This is a genomic window from Alphaproteobacteria bacterium (genome assembly GCA_035625915.1).
Lineage (GTDB): Bacteria > Pseudomonadota > Alphaproteobacteria > JACZXZ01 > JACZXZ01 > DATDHA01.
Genome location: DASPOR010000051.1, coordinates 1 through 23023, shown reverse-complemented (window position 1 = coordinate 23023; position 23023 = coordinate 1). Strand labels below are relative to the sequence as shown.

Here is a 23023-nt window from a genome sequence, read left to right as displayed (position 1 = left end):
TACGCACCGCCTGACGCCGGCAGTCGTCTGGGCGACAATCTGAAAACCGCGAGCAAAGCAATAAGCAAATCGATGCAGCATGTTGTCAGCCTCGAGCGAGCGCGGCAGCGGCCCGTGGGGCCAGTTGCCAGGCAAGGACATTGCGCGTGAGCAGCCGTTCCATCCCGAGCGATCCCGATCTCGGTAGCTATCTCGCGCAAGTCAGGCGCTATCCGATGCTCGACGCCAAAGCGGAAATCGAGCTCGTCCGGCGCTGGCGCGACCGGCGTGATCGCAAGGCGCTCGACCGCCTTGTCGGCAGTCATCTTCGCCTCGTCGTCAAAGTGGCGCGTTCATTTCGAGGGTACGCATTGCCGTTTGCGGAGCTGATCTCCGAGGGAAACCTCGGGCTCATGCAAGCGATCGAACGCTTTGATCCCGACCGCGGATTTAGGCTCAGCACATATGCAATTTGGTGGATCCGTGCGCAACTCCAGGATCTCGTTGTGCGCTCGAGTTCGTTGGTGCGCATGGGTACGACAGCTTCGCAAAAGCGGCTTTTCTTCAATCTCCGCCGCCTTGCCGCGAAGCACGAGGAAATCCACGGCGGTGATCTATCGCCCGAGACTGTGCGCTCCATCGCCCAAACGTTGGGCGTCCACGAGTCGGAAGTAATCGAAATGAGCCGCCGGATGAGCGGGCGGGACGCCTCGCTCAACGAACCGATGGACACCAGCGGTGAGACTGAGCGCCAGGATTTCCTGATTGACGAAGACGAGGACCCGGAGCTTCGAGTGCTCAATCGAGACGAAGCGGAGAAACGGCACAAGCGCCTTGAGTTCGCCCTCGGCACGCTTCGGCCGCGAGAGCGCCAGATTCTCATCGAACGCCAATTGAGCGATGCGCCAAAAACGCTTGAGGATCTGGGCCTGCATTACGGCGTGTCGCGCGAGCGGGTGCGCCAGATCGAGGCGCGTGCAATCGAGAAACTTGGCAAAGTCATGCGTGGCGATGCCGCCCAACCTGCCGCCTGGGGAAGCTGAGAACGGGCCAGAGTGCCGTTTGCCGTTTCGACCCGGCGTCCCTCTCACACATCTGCCTCTTGAAGTCGCTCGGGGTAATCGCGGCGTTCTCTCCCTGACCCGACCCATCCCTCACTTCCCGAATTTTGCACAACGGTACCGCTGAAAAAGCCTTGGCGATTCGATATCGTACTTGGCGAGCTCTACGTTCGGCGCCGGCGCGACATCAGGACGCTGAAAAAGTCGACGTCGCCGACATCCTCGCGGCGAATGCCTTCGGCCTCCTCGAGATATCGTCGAAACACGTCGACCTCACGAACGCAGCCGACAAGCCGAGGGTTGTCGCGCGAGGCGACCACTGGGACGACGTCACGCTGTGCTCGCTCGAAAAATTCAAGCGCGGTTGTGAGCCGGTCGTCGAGCGTAAGGGCGAGTGGGGGGTCATTCCCTAACACTTTCGCGACGGGCTCCTGTGGGTGTTCGAGCAGCATGTGACTGATATCGGCGGCATCGACTACACCGAGCAGCGTCCCATCCTCCTTTTCGACGTAAGCGATTTTTGTCCGACCGAGCAGGAATAAGCTCGCGAGCGTGTCGAGTGGCATCGACGCCGATACGCGCAAGAGATCCCGGCTCGTCACATGGCGCACCGATAGATCCGTCAACCTGCCCACATCGTATCCGCCGTGGAGATCCATTCCACGCACATGAAAACGCCAGGTTGCGAACGAATATCCGAACCAGCGCCGGGTTGCGACGGTTGCGACGATCACACCGACTGCCACGCCGATCGCGATCGGATATTCGAGTGTGGTTTCGAAGACGAGGAGAATCATGGTGATGGGCGCCCCCACAATCGAGGCAGCGAGCGCTCCCATGCCCACGAGCGTATAGGCGATATAGTCGGCTAATGCACCCGGCGCCCAGAGAGCTAGAAGCAATCCGAAAGTGCCGCCGAGGAGGCTTCCGAGAAAAAGCGATGCGCTGAAAAGGCCGCCGCGGAAGCCGCTGCCGATACTGATCGAGGACGCGAGGGCTTTCGCGCATACGAGAAATGCCAGCATCTCGAGATCGAATTTCTGATTGACGGTCTCTGCAATAGCGCCGTGTCCGCTGCTGAGCACTTGGGGAAAAGCGCTTGCGATCATCGCCAGCACGAGCCCCCCAATAGCGACGCGGGCCCAAGACGGAACCGTCACGCGGCTGAACCATGCTTCGACGATCGTGGCAATGCGCATGACGATAACGCCCACGACCGCGGCTGCCAGGCCGAGGACCGCAAATAGCGCATAATCCGGCCCCGCGATCCGCATACCACCGACGACCTCGAAGATTGGCGCCGTTCCGAATACGGTACGCGAAATGAACGTGCCCATGATCGCCGCGATGGTCACGGGAGCGAGGGCGGCAACCGCATATCCACCCATGATGAGTTCTAGAGCATAGAAAGTCCCGGCGAGCGGGGCGTTGAAATTCGCGGCGATAGCGGCCGCCGCACCGCATCCGACAAGGGTGCGCAAGGTCGCGCGACGCACCTTGAGTTTCTGCCCGATCCAGCTCGCCATTCCGGCACCGAGTTGTGTGACCCCAGCTTCGAGCCCCACCGACGCCCCGATGCCGACGGAGCCGACGGTCATTGCAGCGATCGCCACGCTGTCGGTGAGTGACATGCGCCCGCCGTAGAGCGCGTTTGCCTCAATCGCGTCAAAAATTTCACGAGGACGCCAACGACGATAAAAGTAAATCGCCAGGCCATAGACGAGGCCACCGGCGCAAAGGGCGGTCAGGACGCGCCATTGATGCAGGTTGCTCGTCCAGTCGGGATGCCCCTCGACCGATACGCCGAGCGTTACGCGCTGAAGCCAGACGACCAGCTTGCGCAATACCACGGAACCCCCGCCGGCGAGTGCGCCGATGATCGCCGCGAGGAGGATGACGAATATCTCGTCCTTGCGGGCGAGCCGGACGAAAAGCCGCCATTTGTGTGCCGCCCTGCCGGTACGCACGATTGGCCCCAGCCATGGGAGGCGGTCGAGCCAGGACGCCATTGTCCCCTTGTTCGTAACGCTTGTCGTCACGATCGCGCACTCCGTTCTCAGCCGCCGGGTGATGGGCGCCGGCGGATATTGCTACGCTCCCCCGCTCGGCGCCACCCTCGAAAGCGGCAGGAGCTTCAAAATCCGATGACCCCGCGGGAGGAGAACGCCAATGTGCGTCCTTGTCGTGACGAGCGGTATTCGATACCAGAACTTAGCATTGGTCTTTCGACCGAAGCGGTCGGTACCCCGCGCAATCATGCCTGCACCCGTCGACAAATGTCCAAATCGCGGGCACTCGAGCGTCATTGTGTTGGCCGGGCAATGTGTCCGCCCGGGATCCATGACGGAGGTTCGACATGCAACACCTCCTGACACTCTACGTAAACGAGACCCGATGGCCGAAGATGACAAAGGCCGAACAGGAACGTGGCGTTCCCGGCAGGACCCGTTTCCGGCCTACGTGATCGGTCGACGGTGGAATCTTTTGGGTGTCAATGACCGTGCCGGGCGGTTGAGCCAGTTTCTCACCAGCCCACCGCGGGTCGACCCGTCTGTCGACGGAATCGATCTGACGGACGCGCTATTTTCGCCCGATGGCCTGCGGCCGTTCATCGCGAACTGACAGGTGGTTGCACTTCACAACCATCAGCATGCTCCGTACGCCCAGGACGTCACTTTGGAAGAGATTCGTATCGAGTGCTTCATTCCGTCGGATAATGAAATCGAGTGCTTCTTTCGCGATCGGAGCAAGTAAGGCATTGATCGGCGCTATATTGGAGAACGCGTGGTCCGAGTCACCTCGTTGCCGAGCATTAGCGCGTGCGTAGCTCAAGTGCTACGATCCTACGATGCTGAAGCTGTGGATTCGTATCGACCTCTCGCCCGACGCCGCCATTGGTCCGGGCAAGATTCGCTTGCTTGAGTTGATCGCAGAGACCGGATCGATCTCGGCGGCCGGCCGCGCCATGGCCATGTCCTATCGGCGTGCTTGGCTGCTCGTCGATGAGTTGAACGGGCTGTTCAAAGAGCCGGTTGTATCGACCAGGCAGGGCGGGAAAGCCGGCGGCGGCGCTCGGCTTACTGTGTTCGGCCGCGACCTCGTTCGCAGTTATCGAGAAATGGAAAAAAGGGCAGAGGCAGCGCTGTCGAAGGAGCTCTCGCGAATTCAGGCTGCTATGCCAAATCGTCGGCATCGCGCGAAACGCTCGAAGGCCGCCTGAATATGATTGCCTCTTCGCCCTGTGCGGCGACGAGATGTTGGGGCGCCAGCGTGAAGGAAGATGGACGTTGGAACCTGAGGCAGGTTGACCCGATCCAACGTCGTTGCTTTCACCGATCGACTCGAACACGCGCGGCCAAGTCCTGCCGGTCGAGGAATTCAAGAATATCGACGTCGCGTGGACGCTTGCGCGATTTCGGGCGTTCCCAGACGACACCGGGGTAACCTTTGAGGGGAACAAGTCGTTTACCCGTGTAGGCCCAATCCTGAAGCTCCTCGATGGCGACGTGATAGCGGGGCTCCCGGCCCGTACGTCCCGTAAAAAGCGCCCGCGGGATATTGACCATGTGCGGCGAACGCTTGCGCTCGTAGAGTAGCGGCGTGCCGCACCGGGAACAGAAGCTCCGGGTCGACTTCGTCTTCGTATCCTCGAAGCGAGCGATGCTTCTTCGGCCTTTTGCCACGCGAATGTGTTTGCGCCAGCAGCCGATATAGGTCGCATAGGCGGCACCGTGCGCACGACGGCTTGCCGCGGAGTGATCGTGCCAAGCCCAAAAAGCGGGAAATTCGATCTCTAGTTCGACCGCACCGCAAAGGCAGCGGCCGACCACGCGTTGGCCAGGTCGCTTTCGTGCAGCACCTTCCTCCGGGCTTTCCAAATTCATCCTCGACCTCGCATCGACGGCCAGGCTAGGGGCTCTCCTGCACGATTAACATAAATGACCAACAACTGCAGCGGTGGCGTCGAAGGATCGAGAGGGTCACATACCGGGGAATGAACTCATTGAGATGCGCATCGGGCCCACTATCATCGGACCAAACGCGCCAGCCCGGTTCACTACCAACGTCGCTCAAAATGTCGGCGCCCGGGGTTCACGATATTCACTTGAGATACGCCTTCACCACGTCAATCAACTCCTCGGCAGCGGCAACATCGACTCCCCCCGACTTCTGCTGCCGTTCGATCATGTGGTGGCGAATGTGATCTTCAATGATCTCGGCCATCAAGCCATCGAGGGCACCCTTGCATGCTGCGATGAGCTGCATCGTTTGTGCGCCGTCGCTATCTTCCTGAATCGCGCGTTCGATCGCATCGACCTGGCCGGCGATCCGGCGCACGCGGTTGATCAATTTCTTCTGTTCATGATCCAGCTGATGGGTCATTGAGTTCCCCTCACAAAAACCGTTGTACTATACCCCGGGATGGTATATAGCGGGCTGGCCCTGCCGTTTCGGTCGGGCACGATTTCCGCCGTGTATGGGCGGGTTATCGGATGGGGCGAGGCTCCATCGACCGTGCACAACAGCTGAGACGAAAATGGACTGCCATAGTAGAACCGCCTCGATGAACGCCCACGGGGTCTCATCGGGGCACAAACCGGAGATCCGTTTCGGCGCCTGCGGCGTGGGCGGGGTGAAGGGCGAGAGACCGGCTTCTGCCTAGTCCGCCCGTGATTCACCCGCGCTTCCCGCTGTCGGGGCCGGCGAGTTGGGTGAGTCATGGGAAGCATTTTTGCCCGTGGGTCCTTCGCGACCAATGTCTTCAGTTTGCGTTCGTCGGCGGGCGCGCGGCTATCGCCGGTCCGACCGATTGACGGCGCCAATCATCACCTCGCCGCCCGTACGCGATGCACCTGCCGCGACACGCGGCTGACAGCAAGACAGCATAGTGGCCCCAGCACCTCACCGCAAATGGGGTCCGCACAGACAATTTTCCACTCGCGCGTCCGCCGCAAGCAAATGCGCACAGTCCGGGGCATCCGTCGCTACGGCGATTTTCGCGACCCACCCTAGGTTTGTGCAACCGATCGCCGATCCCGTAGGCATCATCGGGACGGCGGCGCGAAACATACAAGAAAATCGGCTCGCGACCCGAGCCTCAATATTCACGGAGTACGCACAATGACCGTAACCGAAGCAACCGTAAGCCGGGGTGCTGCACTGGATGAGGCGCATGTCGGCCATATCCACGGCGCACTCGGCACTATTCTCCAGCACGATACCGCCCCGCGGCACACTTGGCGCGCGCGTCTCGTAACGCTCCTCGCCGTCCTTGGCCCCGGCCTCATCGTCATGGTCGGCGACAATGACGCAGGCGCCTTCGCAACCTACACGCAGGCCGGCCAGAACTATGGCACCGCCCTCCTGTGGACGCTCTTGCTCCTGATCCCGGTGCTTTATGTGAACCAGGAGATGGTCCTGCGTCTCGGTGCCGTTACGCGCGTCGGACATGCGAGGCTCATCCTCGAGAGGTTTGGCAAGTTCTGGGGCGCTTTCAGCGTGATCGATCTTTTCGTCCTGAACGGCCTCACCATCGTGACCGAGTTCATCGGCATCAGCCTGGCACTCGATTATCTCGGCCTGCCGAAGATTTGGGGCATACCGATCGCGGCACTCCTCGTGGTCGCCGCCGCGAGTACGGGCAACTTCCGCCGCTTCGAGCGCTTCTCGCTGATACTGGTCGCGGGCAGCTTCCTGCTCGTTCCAATCATCCTCATCGTGCATCCCCCGCTCGGGCAGATTGCCCGCGACTTCGTTGTTCCGCGGATTCCAGCCGAGGGCGAACTCAGCGACGTGATGCTTCTCATCATCGCGATCGTCGGGACAACAGTGGCGCCGTGGCAGCTCTTCTTCCAGCAGAGCTATGTGGTCGATAAGCGGCTCACCTCGCGCTTCGTCAATTACGAGCGAGCAGATCTCATCATCGGCATCGTGATCGTGATCATCGGTGGTGTCGCCATGATGGCCTTTGCCGCGGCGGCGTTCGATGGGACACCCGAGTTCGGTAAATTCACCGATGCAGGCGGCATCGCGGTCGGTCTTGAAAAATACGCGGGACCAGTGGCGGGGGTGCTGTTTGCACTCGCCCTCATCGACGCGAGCATCATCGGTGCTGCCGCCGTCTCTCTCTCGACCGCGTATGCAATCGGGGACGTCCTATCTCTCAGGCATTCACTGCATCGCAAGCCGGCACAGGCCAAGGGGTTCTACGCCGTTTATGGCGGGCTTATTGCAGGAGCGGCGGCACTCGTGCTCATCCCCAATGCCCCACTCGGCCTCTTGACCGAGGCGGTGCAGACCCTCGCGGGCGTCTTGCTGCCGAGCGCCACCGTCTTTCTCCTGCTTCTCTGCAACGATAAGGCAGTGCTTGGGCCGTGGGTGAACAGGCGTTGGGTCAATCTCTTCACGGGTACGGTAATCGCGGTCCTCGTCATGCTGTCGCTCATCCTTACCGCATCCGTTCTATATCCGGAAATGAGCGGGGGTTCCATCGTCGACATCCTGGTGGGCGGGAGCATCGTCGCGGTCGTTATTTTCCTTGTCAGCGAGATCTACCGGCGTCGTGACAAGGGTCGTGCCGATTTGCGTAGGGAACATAGAGCGCGGGCCACCTGGTACATGCCCCCACTCGAAACGCTTGAGCCCGCAAAGCTCACGCTGCTCAATCGGATGTGGATGATCGTTCTGCGCGGCTATCTGATCGGCGCTTGCGGGCTTGTGATCGTCCGTGTCGTTCAGCTCGCGACAGGCGGCTGAGCGCCTCAACGGGCTCCACAGATGCAAGGCGGCCCAGCACTGGCAGACCGCCCATTGACGAAGCGCCAAATCGGTGTTGGCGGGCAAAGGCGAATGCACGTTCGCATCTGTCGTCCCCAACGCGCTCGGGCGGCCAAAAACGGTGACGCGCCATGACGAAAAGTCTGAAAGCGACCTGGATCGTCTCGCGAGATTCGGCAGCGGATAGCGAAAATGCGAGATTTGCCCTCGTAATGCGCTGGGCACTCGCAAAACGGCTCCCGAGCGTGATCGGCTTTGGCGCCGCGGGGCACAGCGCAAAACGGGCAGCTGCCAGGGTCGTCGCAGCAAATGGTACCCCGGCGGTGCGATCGTGCCCCGGCGAGGTCCTTGCCACGGTCAAGTTATAAGATGTCAGATCGAGATTAAGGCGAATGTCATGGCTTGGCAGGAAACAGTCGTTCGAATCGCCGTTGCTTTGATGCTGGGAAGCATTATTGGCTTCGAGCGACAGTGGCGGCAGCGCATGGCGGGGCTTCGCACGAATGCGCTCGTCGCAATAGGTGCGGCAAGTTTCGTGATCTTTTCGGGGATGATACAGCCTGACAGCAGCCCAACGCGAGTTGCCGCGCAAGTCGTATCCGGCATCGGCTTTCTTGGCGCGGGTGTGATCTTGCGCGAAGGGGTGAATGTCCGCGGTCTCAACACGGCTGCGACATTATGGTGTTCTGCCGCTGTCGGGGTGTTCTCGGGCGCTGGCTTCCTGTGGCAGGCCGCGATTGCAGCCTTCTTTGTCGTCGTCACGAACCTGTTCTTGCGGCCCCTTGTAAGACTGATCAATCGTGGAGCGAAGCCCATACAGGACGGCGAGACGCAGTACGTCGTGACCGTCGTTTGCCGGGGCGTTGACGAAGCGCATATTCGCGCACTGCTGCTGCAAGGCGTTGCCGGCGGCGCACTAAGCTTGCGACGTTTGGACAGTGCGAACATCGAAAACATGGAGTTCGTCGAAGTAGGCGCTACCTTGGCCTCGGTCAGTCGCGCGGATGCAGCACTTGAGCAGATCGTCGGCCGCCTCAGCCTGGAACCGACGGTGACGGCTGCCCGGTGGCGTGTGGAATCCGGCCTTGAATGACCCGCTATTCGAATTTGGGCCACGCACCACGCCACAACGACCTCTCGTCATTATGCACAGGTCGCGAGGCCCTCAGCCCACCTATTGGAGCGCGCCGACGAGAACTGGAGGCCGAAATGCCCGATTTCGAGACGAAGCGTCTGCCCGTTGAGCCTGGAGATGTCGCTCCGGACGGGACGGATGTGCGGACGTTGCTTCGACTCAAGGGAGGAAGCTTTGCGCATTTTGAACTGGCTCCCGGCAAAATTTCCATCGCTGTCGTCCATCGAACGATTGAGGAAATTTGGTACTTTCTGGGTGGACGCGGAGAGATGTGGCGACAGCAGGACGAACATGAGGAAGTGATCCCTGTCGATTCGGGCGTATGCATTACGATTCCACTTGGGACCCGATTTCAAATTCGCGCTTTTGGCAATGAGCCGCTTCAGTTCGTCGTTGTGACGATGCCCCCGTGGCCCGGAGGCGACGAAGCATATCAGGTTCGCGGCAAGTGGGAGCCGACGGAGCGAGATCGGGGGCCATAAATTCAGAGCGCCGGCGTCCGGCTTCTTTACCTCGATGCTTACTCTTGCCGAGCGACAGAAGCAGCATGGCCGGTCGGTTTCGATGACCTTTTTGCCACAAGCCCTGCAGATTGTTCATTCACCAGTCTCAAGCCAGGATTTGATGCAGGATGATGGCGCCGAACGTCGCGGTGCCGGCGTATCCCTGTCCAACGCGAGGTGCCTTCAAATCGTATTGTAGTGTTTGGCATAAACGCTTAGCGTGAGGAATACGTATTAGTCTGGAGCTTTAGTGGGCAGTATCGTGGAGGACAGCGATGGGAGCCGCGACGCAAACCACACAATGCGCCGAGCCGAGAGATCGCCTTTCGCACCTTTTGGGTCGCCGGCGAATGTTAGGCGTGTTTGCCCTGAGCGGGGCAATGGCCCTTGCCGGGCGCGGGGAGGCAGCATCGGACGACCAAACTCCGAAGTCACTGCGGTTTTTAGCCTTCGTGGACGGATCCCGCAGCGGCACCCAAGATATTGATTTTGTCCCCCGCGAGCACGGTTTCACCGCGATGTCGACACTGAATATTAGATTGCAGCTAGCATTCGTGACGCTCTATCGCTTCCAGCAATGTGGGGAGGAAGACTGGAAGGATGGCAAGCTAATCGCCTGCGAGTACATTACCAACGACGATGGCGATACGACGCACGTCTCGGCAAAGCGCGATGACAGCGGCAATTTCGTCGTAACCGGACCGACCGGCGAACGAACCGTTCCCGGAGATGCTATCGGCGCCAGCTTTTGGAATAAGGAAATCTTGAATCATCCGCATATCATAGTTCCCGCAACTGGGGAGCTCGCCACGCTTTCGGTGCAACCATTGAGCCAGAAATCCGCCAGGATCGGCCGCAGGACTATTCAGGGAAGCGGGTTCTCGTTCGAGAGCTTTATCAACGGCGCCCTGTGGTTTGACGAACACCGGCGCTCGCTTGCCCTGACATTCGAGAGGAAGGGCCACAGGATAGAGATCGTTCGGGAAGCTTAGTCGATCCGTCAGAGACGCCAATGGCCCCATGAATGCGTCCATACGCGAGGTGTGGCCGACGGAGGTGACAAAGTGCTGGTAGCTTTGGCATGAGTCCTGCCTCGTGTAATGGCGACATGGATTGTCGATGTCCGGATCGGGACATTGGCGGTCGTACGGATTGGATTTCTGAGTTGCCTGCTTTTCCCCAGGAAGCAAATCTTCGAACGACCCCGTGACACGTCGCAGGTGTGCCATAATTGGACGCGGAATAACCGGATGGCGCGGGGCCAGAACGCGCACTGAACTGAGATATGAAATGCGAGTTCGCAGATGACAGGGATTATTATTTAGTCCCAGCGATTGGCGTTCTCCGAGAAACCGGGACGTTGCGCTCGCACGACGCAGAAGCGCTGGCCGGTCGGCGCCTGCATTACGACCCAGCGCTTCAATCGGTCCACCACTTTGGCGCCTAGCTTCTCCAGACGCGCGACTTCGGCGGCGATATCGTCGGTCTCGATATCCAGATGGACGCGACTCTCGTGGTTCACGCGCTGGATTTCGACGATGAGTTCGTGGACCGGAGTCTCCAACATGCGATAATTGCCGCGGCTGTTCGGATGTTTGGTGTCTACGGGACGGCCCAGCGCTTCGGCCCAGAAGCGAGCGGCCTCGTCCACATCGGAGGTGTTGCAGTCGATCAACGCGGCGCATAGACGCGAACGGTGCATCTCAGTGCCCCTCAAGCGATCTGGTTGAAACTGCAATGTGATAATTCCAGGGATGTCGAGTCAACACGATTCTGGCACTCGATACGAGTCGTGGTGTCAAGGCGTGCCACTCGGCGCTCGGCCGGCGATGGCCGTTTCGGAGGCCGGGTATGTCCGGTCTGCTGCAACTCGCAATCACGGGGCCGAGTCATGTTCTCTTGTTACCGGCAAATCTCCCGAAGGAGGCACTGCCGACAAGCTGCGGTTCAAAGCGCAATACTTTTTCTAGCCCTCGTTTTGGCTAGAGTGCTAATTTAGCAGACGAATATTGGCTCGGTTCGCGAGTTGGGGTGAATCGAGCAATGAACCCCGTCAAATGCAACTCGTGCAAGCCAGGACCTTGGGCGCAATGACTTTACAATCCTCACGAAACGCGAGAGCGCCGGACTAACCGTGCGCTCATTTCGCTCGCTCGAGGGTTGAGCGCCGCTCCAGATGGAGCACGTCATGACCGTCGCCAATCAGATTGTCGATATCAGCGTGGAACCGCTCGAAGAGCGACGCCGTCGACGTCGCGCCATCTTGCGAGTCGGTGTTCCGGTCGTCGGCGTCTTACTGATGATCGCGACGATCCTGACCATCGGGCTCTACGCCAATCGCGCAAACCGCAATGGCGTGCTGGCCTTGTCGCACAACCTGATCGACACGGTCGGCGATCGTATCGCACTGGAAGTGTCCGCTTATCTGGGCCCTGCGGTCCGCGCCGTGAAGATCGCGCGCGACCTGATGAAGGGTGAGGCAATCGGCAAGCGCCTGCCGGCAATTGAAAACTTCTCGGCAAGTTTTCTCAGGGAAACGCCTCAGCTCGACAGTTTCAGTTTTGCCGATGCGGATGGGAATTATGTCCTGGTGCGCCGAGGTGCTGCCGGCGGCGTCGATGAGGAGATCATCGACAACGCGCCCGGCTCCCGCCAAGCCGTCTGGGTCCATCGTAATGCCGATGGCGAGGAGATCGGGCGGGAGGAGGATCCTAGGAACGATTTCGATCCGCGCACGCGGCCTTGGTTCATCGGCGCTCAAAAGACCGATGGCCAATTCTGGACCGGAGTCTACGTCTTCTATAGCGACCGGCAACCGGGCCTGACGGTTTCCGTCCGCCACGTGGAATCCGATGGTCGTCTTTATGTCTTCGGCGTCGATATCACGCTGGCCGCACTTTCCAATTTTCTTTCCACGCTTGAGATCGGCAAAAATGGACGCGCCATCATCATGGAGAACAGCGGCCAAATGATCGCGAGGCCGGAGGGAAAAGCGCTCCTGCGCGAAACCAACGGCGTGTTGACCACCGTGCGCGCGGACGAACTCGGCGATGCGGTGCTGACCAGCGCTTACGATCACTTTCGCGTCGAGGGGCCAGGCCGCCGCGTCATCGAGGTGGACGGCCGGTACTACATTACGGCGGTCACGCCATTGCAACTTGCAAATCGCGACTGGTCGACGCTGATCGTGGTGCCGGAAGACGACTTCATCGGATTCGTCAAGAGCAACCTCCGTCGAGGGCTGGCGATGTCGCTGATCATCGTCGCGGTCGCCGTCGTCCTCGCGCTACTGCTGGTCCGACAAGGATTCCGCGCCGATCGCACGGGGCGCTTGTTGCTCGATCGGCAACATGCCATCAATCGGCAAAGTGCCGCGCTTGCGACGGTTGCCGCCGCCGCGGCCCGGTACGACCCAGCGCTGAACGAACCACCGCGGGTCTTGACTGAAACCCTCGCTGACGTGGAGGGCGCGCGGCGCGCCGCCATTTGGCGCGTTGCCGAGAGTGGCCGGATTTTGCGCTGCGAGGATATTTTCGACCGTGAGACGCGCGGCCATGTGGATGGCCTGGAGCTTCATCGCGACGAATTCCCCCAATTCTTCGCGTCCCTCGCGAAGGGCGACGAGATCGTCGTGCCCGACGCGTCACGGGACAGGCGCACGGCCGAAATCCATCGTGTGCTGATGAAACCCGTCGGCACCCGCGTTTTCATGCTCGTTCCGCTCCGGCAGGACGAGCGTTCCGTCGGCGCAATCTGGCTGGAACACGCAACCGGCGTTACCGGTAATCAGGATTTCATCCGCGCGGCTGCCAACATGCTGGCACCGCGCATGGCTCTAGGCACCGCCACGGCCGCGAGTCTGGAGCGTGCGAGCACAACCGCAGCAAAAGCCGCGGCGCATAGTGGGGAGCGCAGTTTCACTGCCGACCTGCGGATCCGCGAGATTGAAGCGGCGAACATTGCCGGAGATGTTTATTCCGGCGTTGCCGTCATGGTGCTCGAATTTACCGATCCGGTCACGATGGCCGCGCGCATGTCTGGATGCGCCAATTCGCTTTCCGACAACGTGGTTTGCGCGTTGCAGGAACTCGCGACGGAGCACGACATTCCATATCTCAAGATCGTGGGCAACAATGTGGTCGCGGCCGCTGGGTTCGAGGAACAAAATTCGACGGCGGTCACGATTATTGCCGATACCGCTGTGGCGGTGCGGGACCGATGCGCCGCCCTGCTCGAAGAGGACGGCCGGGAACAGGATTTCCGGATCGGTGTCGACTGTGGCATGGCCATCGGCGGTACAGTCGGCAAGGAGCCACGCATCTTCAACCTGTGGGGCGAAGCCGTGCATACCGCGGAATCAATGGCGGCATCGGCATTGCCCGGGACGGTCCAGGTAACGGAAGCCGCGTACGGGCAGCTGCGCCACGATTTCCTCTTTCGGCCACGCGGAAGCTTTTATCTCGAACATATCGGAGAGATGCGCACGTTCGTGCTGGCAGGGCGGCTCTGAAAATGGATTTGTCGACGCGATCGAGTCCGGACACAGGGTACACCGCCGCGCGACAGCCGCACGGTTCGGTCAGGCGCGGACTAGCACTGATTGGTAGGGCAGTTCGTCGGCGCGCGATCTTCGTCCTGATGCTCAGCTCACTTGCCTATGGTGTTGCTCGGGAGGCGATGCAGCCGGCGACGTGGCGACGCACGGTGCGCGGTGAATTCCGTCGGGCGCTGCGCCAAGCGGTTGGCGGCGGGCTTGCGACCGTTATGGTCACGGCAGCCTTGATCGGACTCGCAATGGTCTACCAAGCGCTCTATTGGCTCGGCGCTGCGGGGGAGGAAGAGCTGATTGGCCCGGTGCTGGTTACCGTCCTGATACGGGAGGTGGCGCCCGTTCTGGTCGGTTTAATCCTGCTTGGCCGCAGCGGCATGTTTGCACTTTCCGAAATTTGCGCACTGCAGATCGGCGGACAGGTGCGCACACTCGAGTCCCAGGGCGTCGATCCGTTTCAGCTCATTGTGTTGCCGCGTGCCTGTGCGTTCGTGATGGCATCTTTTACACTCGGCATCTTTTTCGTGCTGACGGCACTCATTAGCGGCTTTGTCGCTGGCAGCTTGCTGGGTGCGGTGACCATGTCGGTCTGGTCCTTCCTCAATGGCGTCCTGCTTGCCATGCGCGCGCCGGACTTCGTCGTTTTTCCGGTAAAAATGATGGTGATCGGGCTGCTGGTCGCGTTGACCGCCTGTCTGACTGGCTTGACCGCCGGCACGCGCGATGACGTGGCGCACCTGTTGCCGCGCGGATTTGTGCGTGGCGTGGTCTCAATCCTGCTGTCGAGCGTCACATTGAGTCTTGCGGTTTGACGCATGAACGGTGTGCAACCCGTCCTCGACCTTGCGGACGCCCGCCCCGTCGGTGAGCCGGGCGGAGGCCGGGCGCCAAAGATAAACTTTCGCCTGATGCCGGGCGAACTTGCCTTGATCGATCAGCGAGGTTACACGCGCGAAGAATGGTTTGCCGACTTATGCTGCGGCCTCGTTGCTTTGGCCGAAGGGACCGCGTGCTTTCTTGGCCGGGATTGGGCAGCAATGCCATACCACTATGCGGCCGCCCTCAGGGGCCGGATCGGCCGTGTCTTTGCGACCGGCGGATGGATCGGATTCATGGATGTGGCGGTAAATATTCTCCTGCCTCAGCTTCACCACACGCGCGATGAACATCGTGAACTCCGCGACAAGGCGATAGACCTCGCCTGCAAATTCGGATTGCCCGGGCTCCCCATCGGTCGCCCCGGCGACTTGTCGCCGAGCGATCTCGCCCGGGCGGCCTGTGTGCGGGCGTTTCTCGGCGATCCGGCGCTGGTTCTACTGGAAAACCCGACTCAAGGGCAGTTCCTCGATCTTCTTTTGCCGCTTTTCAATACACTTGCGACCGCACGCAGCCAGGGTTCGGCCGCGATCTGGCTCACGCGCAGCGACCGTGTCTGGCGCGACCCATCGGTTCCCTCCACCTATCGACTGAGGTTGGGGAAAGACGGGCTCGTACCCGCGAGGCACACGGCATGATCCGGGTGCGACATGCCGACGAGTGGGTCGGCTTCCTCGTCTTGGTAACGACGCTCGTGTTTCTCGGCATCGTGCTTCAGGCAGGCGTCCTGCGCGATTGGTTTCGCACCGTTTCGGTCTTGCGCATAGTGCTGCCGGAGACGGGGGTCGCTGGCATGGCGGTCGGTGCCGATGTGGAAGTACTCGGCACCAAAGCGGGAACGGTACGGCGGATTGTCATCGATCCAAGCCAACAGATGTACGCCGAGGCCGAAATCGACGATCAGGCGCGCGCCTTCATCCGTCGCGACAGTCAGGCAGTCATCCGCCGTCGTTTCGGCGTGGCGGGAGCTGCCTTCGTCGACATCAGCCGCGGAACGGGACAGCCACTCGACTGGAAATATGCGGTGATTCAGGCGACCACGGAGCGAGCGCCGACCGAAGACGTGGGCGCCCTGATCGATCAAGTGCGCGAGAAAGTCTTTCCGATCCTGGACAACTTCGAGCATGCCACTCATGCGCTGGCCGACACGATGGAGCGCATCGACAAAGGGGAAGGCGATATCGGCCGCCTCCTCACCGACGAATCGATGGTGCGAAGCCTCGAAAATACCGCCGACGAGGCGCGCGATGCAGTTGCTCGTGTCGGTCGGATCACGGACCAACTTGAAGTCGCCTCGAAGAACGTCACGACTTTGACCGAGACCTTGAACGCTCGTAATGAAGGTGTGCCCGCCGTATTGCGGCGGGCGAACGACTCGCTTGCTTCACTTCAGGATGCGACGCGCGATCTCGCACTTGCCATGCAGCAGGCGCCGCAAATTACCCACAACGTCGAAAGCGCGAGTCGGGACCTGCCAACCCTGATTATCCAGGTGCAGCAGACCGCCCACGAACTTGAGCAGCTCCTCGCTCAGCTTCGCAGCTTATGGCTTTTGGGCGGTGGAGCAAGTGCACCACCCGTTCCTGCGACGCCGTTGCCTTCGACGGAGGTTCGCCCGTGAGGCATGCATACCTTGCGCTCACGCCGTTACTTCTCCTCCACGGCTGCGGCGGCACGGAGTCCGCCTCGCCCGCACCGCCAACCGATGCGACACTACAACGGGACGAACGTGCCGGCCGTCTCGCCTACGATCTCGAAAACGTCGACGAAGCCGTCGCGGAGTACCGCGCCGCCCTGGCGCGCGCCCAGGAGCGCGACGATCTCAAAGCCATCGGCGACCTCGGCTACAATCTTTCAGTCGCGGAGTTGCGCGCCAACATGCCCGACCGCGCTCTCGCCGATGCGCGCGCCACGATCGCGGAGCTGAAGCGGCGCGAAAGCACGCCGTTTCCCGCCCTGCTGCTTGCCGAGGCAACCGCACTCTATCGGACGGGCTCTTTGTCCGAGGCAGATGCCGCGGCTGCGCGCATACAGGATTCGGCGGACAGGGACGCCGCGGCGCGCGCAACGTTCCTGCGAGGTCTGATCGCCGACGCGCGGGGGGATGAGCGCGGCCTTACCGCGGCGGCCGAGAGTCTCAAGTCTGCGAGCACCCCATCGATTGAAGCCGACGCAGCGGAATTGGCGGCACGGCTCGCGCTGCGACACAGCGACTTCGCGTCAGCGCGAGGTGAGGCGGCCCGCGCGGCCGCCCTGCGTCAGGATACGTTCGATTATCGCGGCTTGGCACGGGTGTTGGCGATCGAGGGCGAAGCGGCGGCCCGTGCGGGTGACAGCGGCGCTGCCGCCGATCTTTATCTGCGTGCCGGACGGAGTGCTGCGGCACAGGGCGACAAAACTTCGGCGCGGCCCTGGCTGCAGCAGGCATCAACCCTTGCCCCCGGCGAGCCTGTCGGCGTCGCAGCGGATGAGCTGCTCCATAGTCTTAATGAGGGGGTGCGGTGAGTGTTCGCCTGAAAAATGCGATCTTTTCAGTCGAAATCTGGTCGCGCAATCGCCAAACCGTGCAACAATTTGCCGTCCGCCCCGTGTGGTATTCGGATTTGAAGTTCCTAAACGCGAATGCCGCCAAAATGGCAGGAACTTCAAATCCACCGCACGAGCCCAGATATTCATTGTTGCACGGTCGTCAGCTCGGGTGTCCGTGCCAATTCCATTGATCCAAGTCAACGACAAGAACGACGGTTCTCGGCAAACAGAAAACCTGTGAGAATTGACCTCATCGAGCGCAAAAACGGGATCGGATCGGGCCGGGGGGAGAGGAGTGGGCCATGGATCAATTTCGTCTCTTGAAGAAGACTCGCCAGATTACGGAATACTCCTGTGGTGCGTCGGCGCTCCAGGCGGTGCTGAGCTATTGGGGAAAGGACGTGGACGAAACGGAGCTGATGAAGCTTTTGCACACCACCTCCGAGGTCGGAACCTATCCCGAAGGCATCGTGCAGGGCGCCCGTGCGTTGGGATTCAAGGCCGACGCAAAGGACAATCTCACGCTCGATGAAGTGGAGCGATTCACGGCTCAGGGCCATCCAATGGTCGCACTGGCCCAAGTCTGGCGCAGCCACAAGGACAGGAATCGGCGCGCAGAGGACGAGTGGGATAGCGGTCATTACATCGTCGTCCTGAAGGTCGACAAGGACTACGTCTATTTCGAAGACCCGTATGTGCGGATGAGCAAGGCGTTCATGCCGCGAAAGCAATTCGAGGACCACTGGCATCACTCGATGGGTGGCGATGTGCAGAACAACCCGAAGTTGATGCACGTGGGGATTTTCGTTCGGGGTGAAAAGCCCGCCGAACGCAAGGCCGTGAAGGATTTGAAATTCGAGGCACTCGACTTCCTCAGATTTGGCTCCTTCAATCTGATCGTCACGCAGCTACGCGGCGCCTTGCTGCCGTACGATCTTCTGAACGAGATGAGAGACTTGTTCAAGACCGGTGCGGTCAGGCCGGACGCTTTCATTTGCCTGAGAAAGGACAAGGGCGGCAACATCTCGGCGATCGAAGGCAGTAGTTTACAGGAAGAGGAAGATATGGCCGAGGTCAACGCGCTGCTTGCGGCGGTCACAAGCCGGAGCGTTGGCGCACCCAAATCCGCCCGATCCAAAGCGGAAGCGGCGATCCAAGCGGCGGCGGCAGGTGATTTCGGCCTTTCGGCTGACGATATCCACAAGATTGCGGAAAAGCTGCCGCCGGATCACACCGCACTCATTGTACTTTTCGAGAATGTGTGGGAGCGGAAATTCAAAGAGATCGCCAAAAAATACGATGGCGCCATCATCAATCAGCGTCTGATTTCACCGCAGGCGCTGGCGAAGCTGGCAAGCGAACTGACCTGACATCGGCGAGCCGCGCGAGTTCGACCGGATCAACGGGAGTTGCAATGTCCGCAGCGACATATATGGCGGCTGAAACACTTCGCGACGGACGTCGGCTCGAAATCCGCGCCCTCAAGCCGGAGGACCGCGCGGAGCTTGTCACGGCCGCCGGCCGCGCGAGCGGCCAAACCCTTCACTGGCGTTTCTTCGGTGCGAAACGCAGCTTTTCGGATAAGGAAATCGATTTCTTCGTGAACGTCGATTTCGTGAACCACGTCCCCTTGGTTGCTGTTGTCATAGAAGGGGGACGACCGGCAATCGTTGGCGGGGCGCGCTACATCGTCGTGCAACCGGGCAGGGCCGAAATCGCCTTCATGGTGATCGACCAATACCAAGGGCAAGGCATCGGCGCAGCACTATTGCAGCATCTTGCCGCGATTGCACGTGACGCTGGGCTAAAAGAGCTTATTGCGGAGGTATTGCCGAACAATGCCCCAATGTTGAAGGTGTTCGAGAAAAGCCGCTTGTCACCGGTCGTGAAGCGCGATTCCCAGACTGTTCATGTCACGCTGAAGCTGGACGCTCAAGCGGCGGCGAGCTTGCGCCCCAGATAGCAGATTTCTTCGCCAATCTTGGTCTGGTCTGGAATCATGGGGATGAGGAGATAACTGTCTTCGAGGACCGCTAACGGGCGGCCATTTTGATGCGCGAAGATGTCGCCCTTCTTCAAGAATTGAAAGTTCTCGACCGCGTCGGTGAACCGGAAATCGTCGAAATCCTTGGTTAATACCGCATACATGTCGATGATCTCGGCCTGCTTTGCCGGTGGCTCATGGGTCTTTGCGATCAGTCCCAAAAGCGAAAGCAACGCCGTCGCCGCCCCATATGCGACATCGATGGAGCGCTTCTCATAATGCGACCCAGATTCAAGCGTTGCGGATTTGGCGTGGTGCGCGCTGGCATAGTTCTCGGCGTCGCCGCCGATCGCTCCACTGGAAAATTTGCTCCATCCGGTAATGATACGCGGGACCCCAAGCCTCGCGAAAAAATCGGCCACGCTTTGCTCTGCGACCATAAACGGTTCTTGTGCAATCGGCGCCGAGTGAAGATCGAGAAAGTAGTCGCAGTTTTCGAGGATTGTCTTAAGCTGCTGCGCTCGCGCAAATTCATAAGAAGCCTTGTCGACTGCTGCGCCATAGTCCTTCCGGAAGAGACGGTTCAAGTTGTGCTTCACATAGCGGCGATCGGCTGCAAGTGCCAATTCGTTTCCGCGAACCAGCGTGAGCCTGCCTCGCTTCAGGGCCCGCGCTCCGCCAAAAAAATCAAAGAGCAGTTTTTCGATTGCATGGACCCCACTCACCTCGTCGCCGTGTATGCCACCGAACAAGGCAACATGCGGCCCCTCATTGCCTGTGGTAATCCGCACTGCCCCTGGAATTCCGGGATTCTCGAATTTCACGACATCCCCATAGATTGGTCACTGGCGGTTTACACCTTGGCACCGTGCCAACTTATGCCCGTCGCGGCTTTTGTGATCGTGGTACCGGCTTCGCCGCGCGTAATGGCGGCCAAATCCTTTAGCGCGCCGATCGCCGCCGCCTTGCCCGTCTTTTCCGCGAAATGGCACGCAGCCTCGACCTTCGGTCCCATCGACCCTGCGGGGAAGCTGTATTTCAACATCGCTTCGGGCGAAACAAGGCGAAACGCCTTTGCCGCGGGTTTGCCCCAATCCAGATAGACGGCCTCCGCATCCGTCGCCATGATGAAAAGATCCGCGTCGAGTTCGCGGGCGAGCAGCTCCGAACAAAGATCCTTGTCGATGACGGCTTCGATCCCGCCCAATTTACGGTCATCGCCGTACACGGTCGGGATACCGCCCCCGCCCGCGGCGATGATGATCGTTCCTTTTTCCAGGAGCCATTTGATCGGGCGGATCTCGAAAATATGTTGCGGCAACGGTGAAGCAACCACACGCCGCCACTTGTCGCCATCCTTCTTGAACGTCCAGTTCTTCTCGGCTTTCAGGCGATCCGCTTCACTTTGGGAATAGACCGGCCCGATGAATTTCGTCGGGTTCGAGAAGCCTGGGTCTTTGGGATCGACCTCAACCATCGTGAGGAGGGTCGCAAAGGGAACCTCGTAAGGGAGCAGGTTGCCCAGCTCCTGCTCGATCATGTAGCCGATCATTCCCTCGGTCTGCGCGCCCAGCACGTCGAGCGGATAAAGCTCGTTCGGTTTGTAAGCCGCGCCTTGCAAAGCAAGCAAGCCCACCTGCGGTCCATTTCCATGAGTGATGACGAGTTCGTTCCCGGGATGAATGTCGGCGAGTGCGCGAGCTGCTATCCGCACGTTATGGCGCTGCACCTCCGCGGTCATCGGCTCCCCTCGGCGGAGCAGCGCATTGCCGCCCAGTGCCACCAGGATGCGCATGGCCTTATTCTCCGAGAGTCGCCACCAGGATCGCCTTGATCGTGTGCATACGGTTCTCGGCTTGCTCAAAGGCGATATTCAGCTCGGATTCGAAGACTTCGTCGCTGACCTCCATGGCGCTCAAGCCGAATTGCTCATGAATGTCCCGCCCCACCTTGGTCTCCAAGTTGTGGAACGCCGGAAGACAATGCATGAACTTCACCCGCGGGTTACCCGATGCCTTCATCAGGTCCATATTGACCTGGTAAGGTTTGAGCAACTTGATCCTTTCCGCCCAAACCTCCTTAGGTTCGCCCATGGAGACCCAAACATCGGTGTGAATAAAATCCGCTCCAGCGACCGCCTTTTTAGGATCGTCGGTAATCGTCAGCTGCCCCCCATATTTCGCTTCAAGATCGCGCGCAATCTTGAGATAAGGGTCGGACGGCCAGAGCGACTTGGGTCCGCAAATCCGCACGTCCATGCCCACAAGGCATCCGACGATCATCAGCGAATGCCCCATGTTGGAGCGCGTGTCGCCGACGAAGGCGTATTTGATATCGTGGAGCGGCTTGTCGCTATATTCACGCATGGTCAGAACGTCGGCCACCATCTGCGTCGGATGGTATTCGTCGGTCAATCCGTTGAAGACGGGAACGCCGGCATATTTCGCGAGGTCCTCGACAGCTTCCTGGGCGTAGCCGCGAAATTCGATCGCGTCATACATGCGCCCGAGGACCCTGGCGGTATCCTTAACCGACTCCTTGTGGCCGATCTGGGAGCCGGACGGATCGAGATAAGTCACATGAGCACCCTGATCGTGACACGCGACCTCGAAGGCGCATCGGGTGCGCGTCGAGGTTTTTTCGAAAATCAGGACGACCTCCTTTCCTTTGAGGTGTTCTTGCTCGGTGCCCGCATACTTGGCGCGCTTCAAATCCCGCGCGAGATCGAGAAGATAGTGGAACTCGCGTTGCGTGAAATCTTGCACGGTCAAAAGGGAGCGGTTGCGCAGGTTCAAGCCCATGGAGATTCTCCCGGTTGGGTTGCCTTTTGCCAATCAATATGCGGGATCGCGCGAAATCGGACAGGTCATGCAATGCCCGCCACCTCGGCCCCGGCCGAGCTCGGACCCGCGTACCGTGATCACCTCGATCCCTGCTTTCCGCAAAAGCGTGTTCGTGTATATGTTTCGGTCGTAGGCGACGACGACGCCGGGTTCGAGCGCGACGACGTTGTTGCCGTCGTCCCACTGCTCGCGCTCGGCTTCCCAGGCATTGCCGCCAGTTTCGACGACGCGCAGATCCTTGAGACCGAGGGCGTCCCTCACCACATCGAGGAGTGGCTTCTTTTCATCACGCACTTCGATGCCGCCCGGGTGGTTCGACGAGTAAATACTGTAGCACCTGATCTGGTCGACGACTTCGCGAAAGACGGTGCAGACGTCGCGGTCGCAGAAGCTGAACACCGTGTCGAGATGCATTGCCGCCCGGCTTTTCGGCATGACGCACGCGATCAGCCGCGTCACCGCATTGTGCTTGAAGAGCGCGTGGGCGACTTGTCCGACGGACTGATGATTGGTGCGCTCGCCCATGCCGACCAGAACGACGCCCTTGCCGACGGGCATGACATCCCCACCTTCCATGCTGGCAGGCGTGAAGTCCTCGTCCGAATCGCCCCACCAGATCTGGAAGCCGCCGTCTGAGAACATCGGGTGGAATTTGTAGACGGCCCTTTGAAGCAGCGTTTCCGGCTTGCGCGCGGGCCAATACATCGGATTGCATGTCACCCCGCCATAAATCCAGCAGGATGGATCGCGCTGGAAAAGCGTGTTCGGGGTTGGCTGGATCAAGAAC

22 protein-coding genes are annotated in these 23023 nt (G+C 60.2%); 14 read left to right on the top strand and 8 right to left on the bottom strand.

Translation table 11 applies throughout. The features are described 5' to 3' along the window. The first annotated feature begins 146 nt into the window (after positions 1–146). Positions 147–1022 carry an RNA polymerase factor sigma-32 gene (locus VEJ16_04810; protein HYB08969.1) on the top strand — a complete coding sequence of 292 codons (876 nt, stop codon included), beginning with the start codon at positions 147–149 and terminating at the stop codon, positions 1020–1022. Positions 1023–1204: 182 nt separating this feature from the next. Here the strand turns inward: VEJ16_04810 and VEJ16_04805 are convergent, their stop codons facing one another. Further along, a complete protein-coding gene (locus tag VEJ16_04805) occupies positions 1205–3079 on the bottom strand; it encodes a chloride channel protein (GenBank protein ID HYB08968.1) in 1875 nt (624 codons plus the stop codon). Between the two features lie 355 nt (positions 3080–3434). On the opposite strand from VEJ16_04805, the gene VEJ16_04800 reads away from it, so the two are divergent. Continuing rightward, positions 3435–3662 (top strand): hypothetical protein, encoded by a 228-nt coding sequence (locus tag VEJ16_04800; protein ID HYB08967.1) that lies wholly within the window; start codon positions 3435–3437, stop codon positions 3660–3662. A 226-nt stretch (positions 3663–3888) separates the two neighbouring features. Continuing rightward, positions 3889–4260: a winged helix-turn-helix domain-containing protein gene (locus VEJ16_04795; protein HYB08966.1), complete on the top strand. Its 372-nt coding sequence runs from the start codon at positions 3889–3891 to the stop codon at positions 4258–4260. A 109-nt stretch (positions 4261–4369) separates the two neighbouring features. Here VEJ16_04795 and VEJ16_04790 read toward each other — a convergent pair whose 3' ends face one another. Together VEJ16_04790 and VEJ16_04785 are read right to left on the bottom strand one after the other, a co-directional pair. Further along, positions 4370–4924, bottom strand: a complete 555-nt coding sequence (locus VEJ16_04790) for a GFA family protein (protein HYB08965.1) — start codon at positions 4922–4924, stop codon at positions 4370–4372. A 217-nt stretch (positions 4925–5141) separates the two neighbouring features. Further along, positions 5142–5423, bottom strand: coding sequence for a metal/formaldehyde-sensitive transcriptional repressor (locus VEJ16_04785; GenBank protein HYB08964.1), 282 nt, complete (start codon positions 5421–5423; stop codon positions 5142–5144). Positions 5424–6161: 738 nt separating this feature from the next. Between VEJ16_04785 and VEJ16_04780 the strand changes: the two genes are divergently transcribed. The 4 genes from VEJ16_04780 to VEJ16_04765 all read left to right on the top strand — a co-directional run bounded on the left by VEJ16_04780 (position 6162) and on the right by VEJ16_04765 (position 10447). Continuing rightward, the gene (locus tag VEJ16_04780; protein HYB08963.1) at positions 6162–7796 is read left to right on the top strand and encodes an NRAMP family divalent metal transporter; all 1635 of its coding nucleotides are present in this window, start codon (positions 6162–6164) and stop codon (positions 7794–7796) included. Between the two features lie 418 nt (positions 7797–8214). Then, positions 8215–8910: an MgtC/SapB family protein gene (locus VEJ16_04775; protein ID HYB08962.1), complete on the top strand. Its 696-nt coding sequence runs from the start codon at positions 8215–8217 to the stop codon at positions 8908–8910. A gap of 116 nt (positions 8911–9026) precedes the next feature. Then, the gene (locus VEJ16_04770) at positions 9027–9434 is read left to right on the top strand and encodes a cupin domain-containing protein (protein HYB08961.1); all 408 of its coding nucleotides are present in this window, start codon (positions 9027–9029) and stop codon (positions 9432–9434) included. Positions 9435–9814: 380 nt separating this feature from the next. Continuing rightward, positions 9815–10447 (top strand): DUF6134 family protein, encoded by a 633-nt coding sequence (locus tag VEJ16_04765; GenBank protein HYB08960.1) that lies wholly within the window; start codon positions 9815–9817, stop codon positions 10445–10447. Positions 10448–10776: 329 nt separating this feature from the next. On the opposite strand, the gene VEJ16_04760 is transcribed toward VEJ16_04765, so the two are convergent. Beyond that, the gene (locus tag VEJ16_04760; GenBank protein ID HYB08959.1) at positions 10777–11157 is read right to left on the bottom strand and encodes a VOC family protein; all 381 of its coding nucleotides are present in this window, start codon (positions 11155–11157) and stop codon (positions 10777–10779) included. 486 nt (positions 11158–11643) lie between these two features. Here VEJ16_04760 and VEJ16_04755 point away from each other — a divergent pair, with 486 nt between their 5' ends. The 7 genes from VEJ16_04755 (at position 11644) to VEJ16_04725 (ending at position 19372) form a co-directional block, all read left to right on the top strand. After that, on the top strand, positions 11644–13965 hold the full coding sequence (locus VEJ16_04755) for an adenylate/guanylate cyclase domain-containing protein (protein ID HYB08958.1): 2322 nt from the start codon (positions 11644–11646) through the stop codon (positions 13963–13965). Positions 13966–13967: 2 nt separating this feature from the next. After that, positions 13968–14816: an ABC transporter permease gene (locus VEJ16_04750; GenBank protein ID HYB08957.1), complete on the top strand. Its 849-nt coding sequence runs from the start codon at positions 13968–13970 to the stop codon at positions 14814–14816. Between the two features lie 3 nt (positions 14817–14819). Further along, entirely contained in the window at positions 14820–15518 is a 699-nt protein-coding gene (locus VEJ16_04745; protein HYB08956.1) for an ABC transporter ATP-binding protein, read from the top strand. Then, positions 15515–16501, top strand: coding sequence for an MlaD family protein (locus VEJ16_04740; GenBank protein HYB08955.1), 987 nt, complete (start codon positions 15515–15517; stop codon positions 16499–16501). Before VEJ16_04745 ends, VEJ16_04740 begins: the two co-directional genes overlap by 4 nt. Further along, entirely contained in the window at positions 16498–17385 is an 888-nt protein-coding gene (locus tag VEJ16_04735) for a hypothetical protein (protein ID HYB08954.1), read from the top strand. The genes VEJ16_04740 and VEJ16_04735 overlap by 4 nt, the downstream gene beginning before the upstream one ends. Before the next feature lie 326 nt (positions 17386–17711). Then, the gene (locus tag VEJ16_04730) at positions 17712–18779 is read left to right on the top strand and encodes a cysteine peptidase family C39 domain-containing protein (protein HYB08953.1); all 1068 of its coding nucleotides are present in this window, start codon (positions 17712–17714) and stop codon (positions 18777–18779) included. A gap of 44 nt (positions 18780–18823) precedes the next feature. Then, entirely contained in the window at positions 18824–19372 is a 549-nt protein-coding gene (locus VEJ16_04725) for a GNAT family N-acetyltransferase (GenBank protein HYB08952.1), read from the top strand. On the opposite strand, the gene VEJ16_04720 is transcribed toward VEJ16_04725, so the two are convergent. The 4 genes from VEJ16_04720 to VEJ16_04705 form a co-directional block, all read right to left on the bottom strand. Beyond that, a complete protein-coding gene (locus VEJ16_04720; protein HYB08951.1) occupies positions 19342–20217 on the bottom strand; it encodes a succinylglutamate desuccinylase/aspartoacylase family protein in 876 nt (291 codons plus the stop codon). The two genes, VEJ16_04725 and VEJ16_04720, sit on opposite strands and share 31 nt — an antisense overlap. Before the next feature lie 29 nt (positions 20218–20246). Further along, entirely contained in the window at positions 20247–21188 is a 942-nt protein-coding gene (arcC, locus tag VEJ16_04715) for a carbamate kinase (GenBank protein ID HYB08950.1), read from the bottom strand. Positions 21189–21192: 4 nt separating this feature from the next. After that, positions 21193–22194 (bottom strand): ornithine carbamoyltransferase, encoded by a 1002-nt coding sequence (locus VEJ16_04710; protein HYB08949.1) that lies wholly within the window; start codon positions 22192–22194, stop codon positions 21193–21195. A 33-nt stretch (positions 22195–22227) separates the two neighbouring features. Then, on the bottom strand, positions 22228–23023 hold a 796-nt coding region (locus VEJ16_04705; protein HYB08948.1), incomplete at its 5' end, for an arginine deiminase family protein.

Coding starts and splice junctions, on each gene's coding strand:
- VEJ16_04740 (HYB08955.1), top strand. CDS start 15,515: ATGATCCGGGTGCGACATGCCGACGAGTGGGTCGGCTTCCTCGTCTTG.
- VEJ16_04775 (HYB08962.1), top strand. CDS start 8,215: ATGGCTTGGCAGGAAACAGTCGTTCGAATCGCCGTTGCTTTGATGCTG.
- VEJ16_04780 (HYB08963.1), top strand. CDS start 6,162: ATGACCGTAACCGAAGCAACCGTAAGCCGGGGTGCTGCACTGGATGAG.
- VEJ16_04745 (HYB08956.1), top strand. CDS start 14,820: ATGAACGGTGTGCAACCCGTCCTCGACCTTGCGGACGCCCGCCCCGTC.
- VEJ16_04725 (HYB08952.1), top strand. CDS start 18,824: ATGTCCGCAGCGACATATATGGCGGCTGAAACACTTCGCGACGGACGT.
- VEJ16_04770 (HYB08961.1), top strand. CDS start 9,027: ATGCCCGATTTCGAGACGAAGCGTCTGCCCGTTGAGCCTGGAGATGTC.
- VEJ16_04755 (HYB08958.1), top strand. CDS start 11,644: ATGACCGTCGCCAATCAGATTGTCGATATCAGCGTGGAACCGCTCGAA.
- VEJ16_04795 (HYB08966.1), top strand. CDS start 3,889: ATGCTGAAGCTGTGGATTCGTATCGACCTCTCGCCCGACGCCGCCATT.
- arcC (HYB08950.1), bottom strand. CDS start 21,188: ATGCGCATCCTGGTGGCACTGGGCGGCAATGCGCTGCTCCGCCGAGGG.
- VEJ16_04790 (HYB08965.1), bottom strand. CDS start 4,924: ATGAATTTGGAAAGCCCGGAGGAAGGTGCTGCACGAAAGCGACCTGGC.
- VEJ16_04710 (HYB08949.1), bottom strand. CDS start 22,194: ATGGGCTTGAACCTGCGCAACCGCTCCCTTTTGACCGTGCAAGATTTC.
- VEJ16_04730 (HYB08953.1), top strand. CDS start 17,712: ATGGATCAATTTCGTCTCTTGAAGAAGACTCGCCAGATTACGGAATAC.
- VEJ16_04760 (HYB08959.1), bottom strand. CDS start 11,157: ATGCACCGTTCGCGTCTATGCGCCGCGTTGATCGACTGCAACACCTCC.
- VEJ16_04750 (HYB08957.1), top strand. CDS start 13,968: ATGGATTTGTCGACGCGATCGAGTCCGGACACAGGGTACACCGCCGCG.
- VEJ16_04800 (HYB08967.1), top strand. CDS start 3,435: ATGGCCGAAGATGACAAAGGCCGAACAGGAACGTGGCGTTCCCGGCAG.
- VEJ16_04785 (HYB08964.1), bottom strand. CDS start 5,423: ATGACCCATCAGCTGGATCATGAACAGAAGAAATTGATCAACCGCGTG.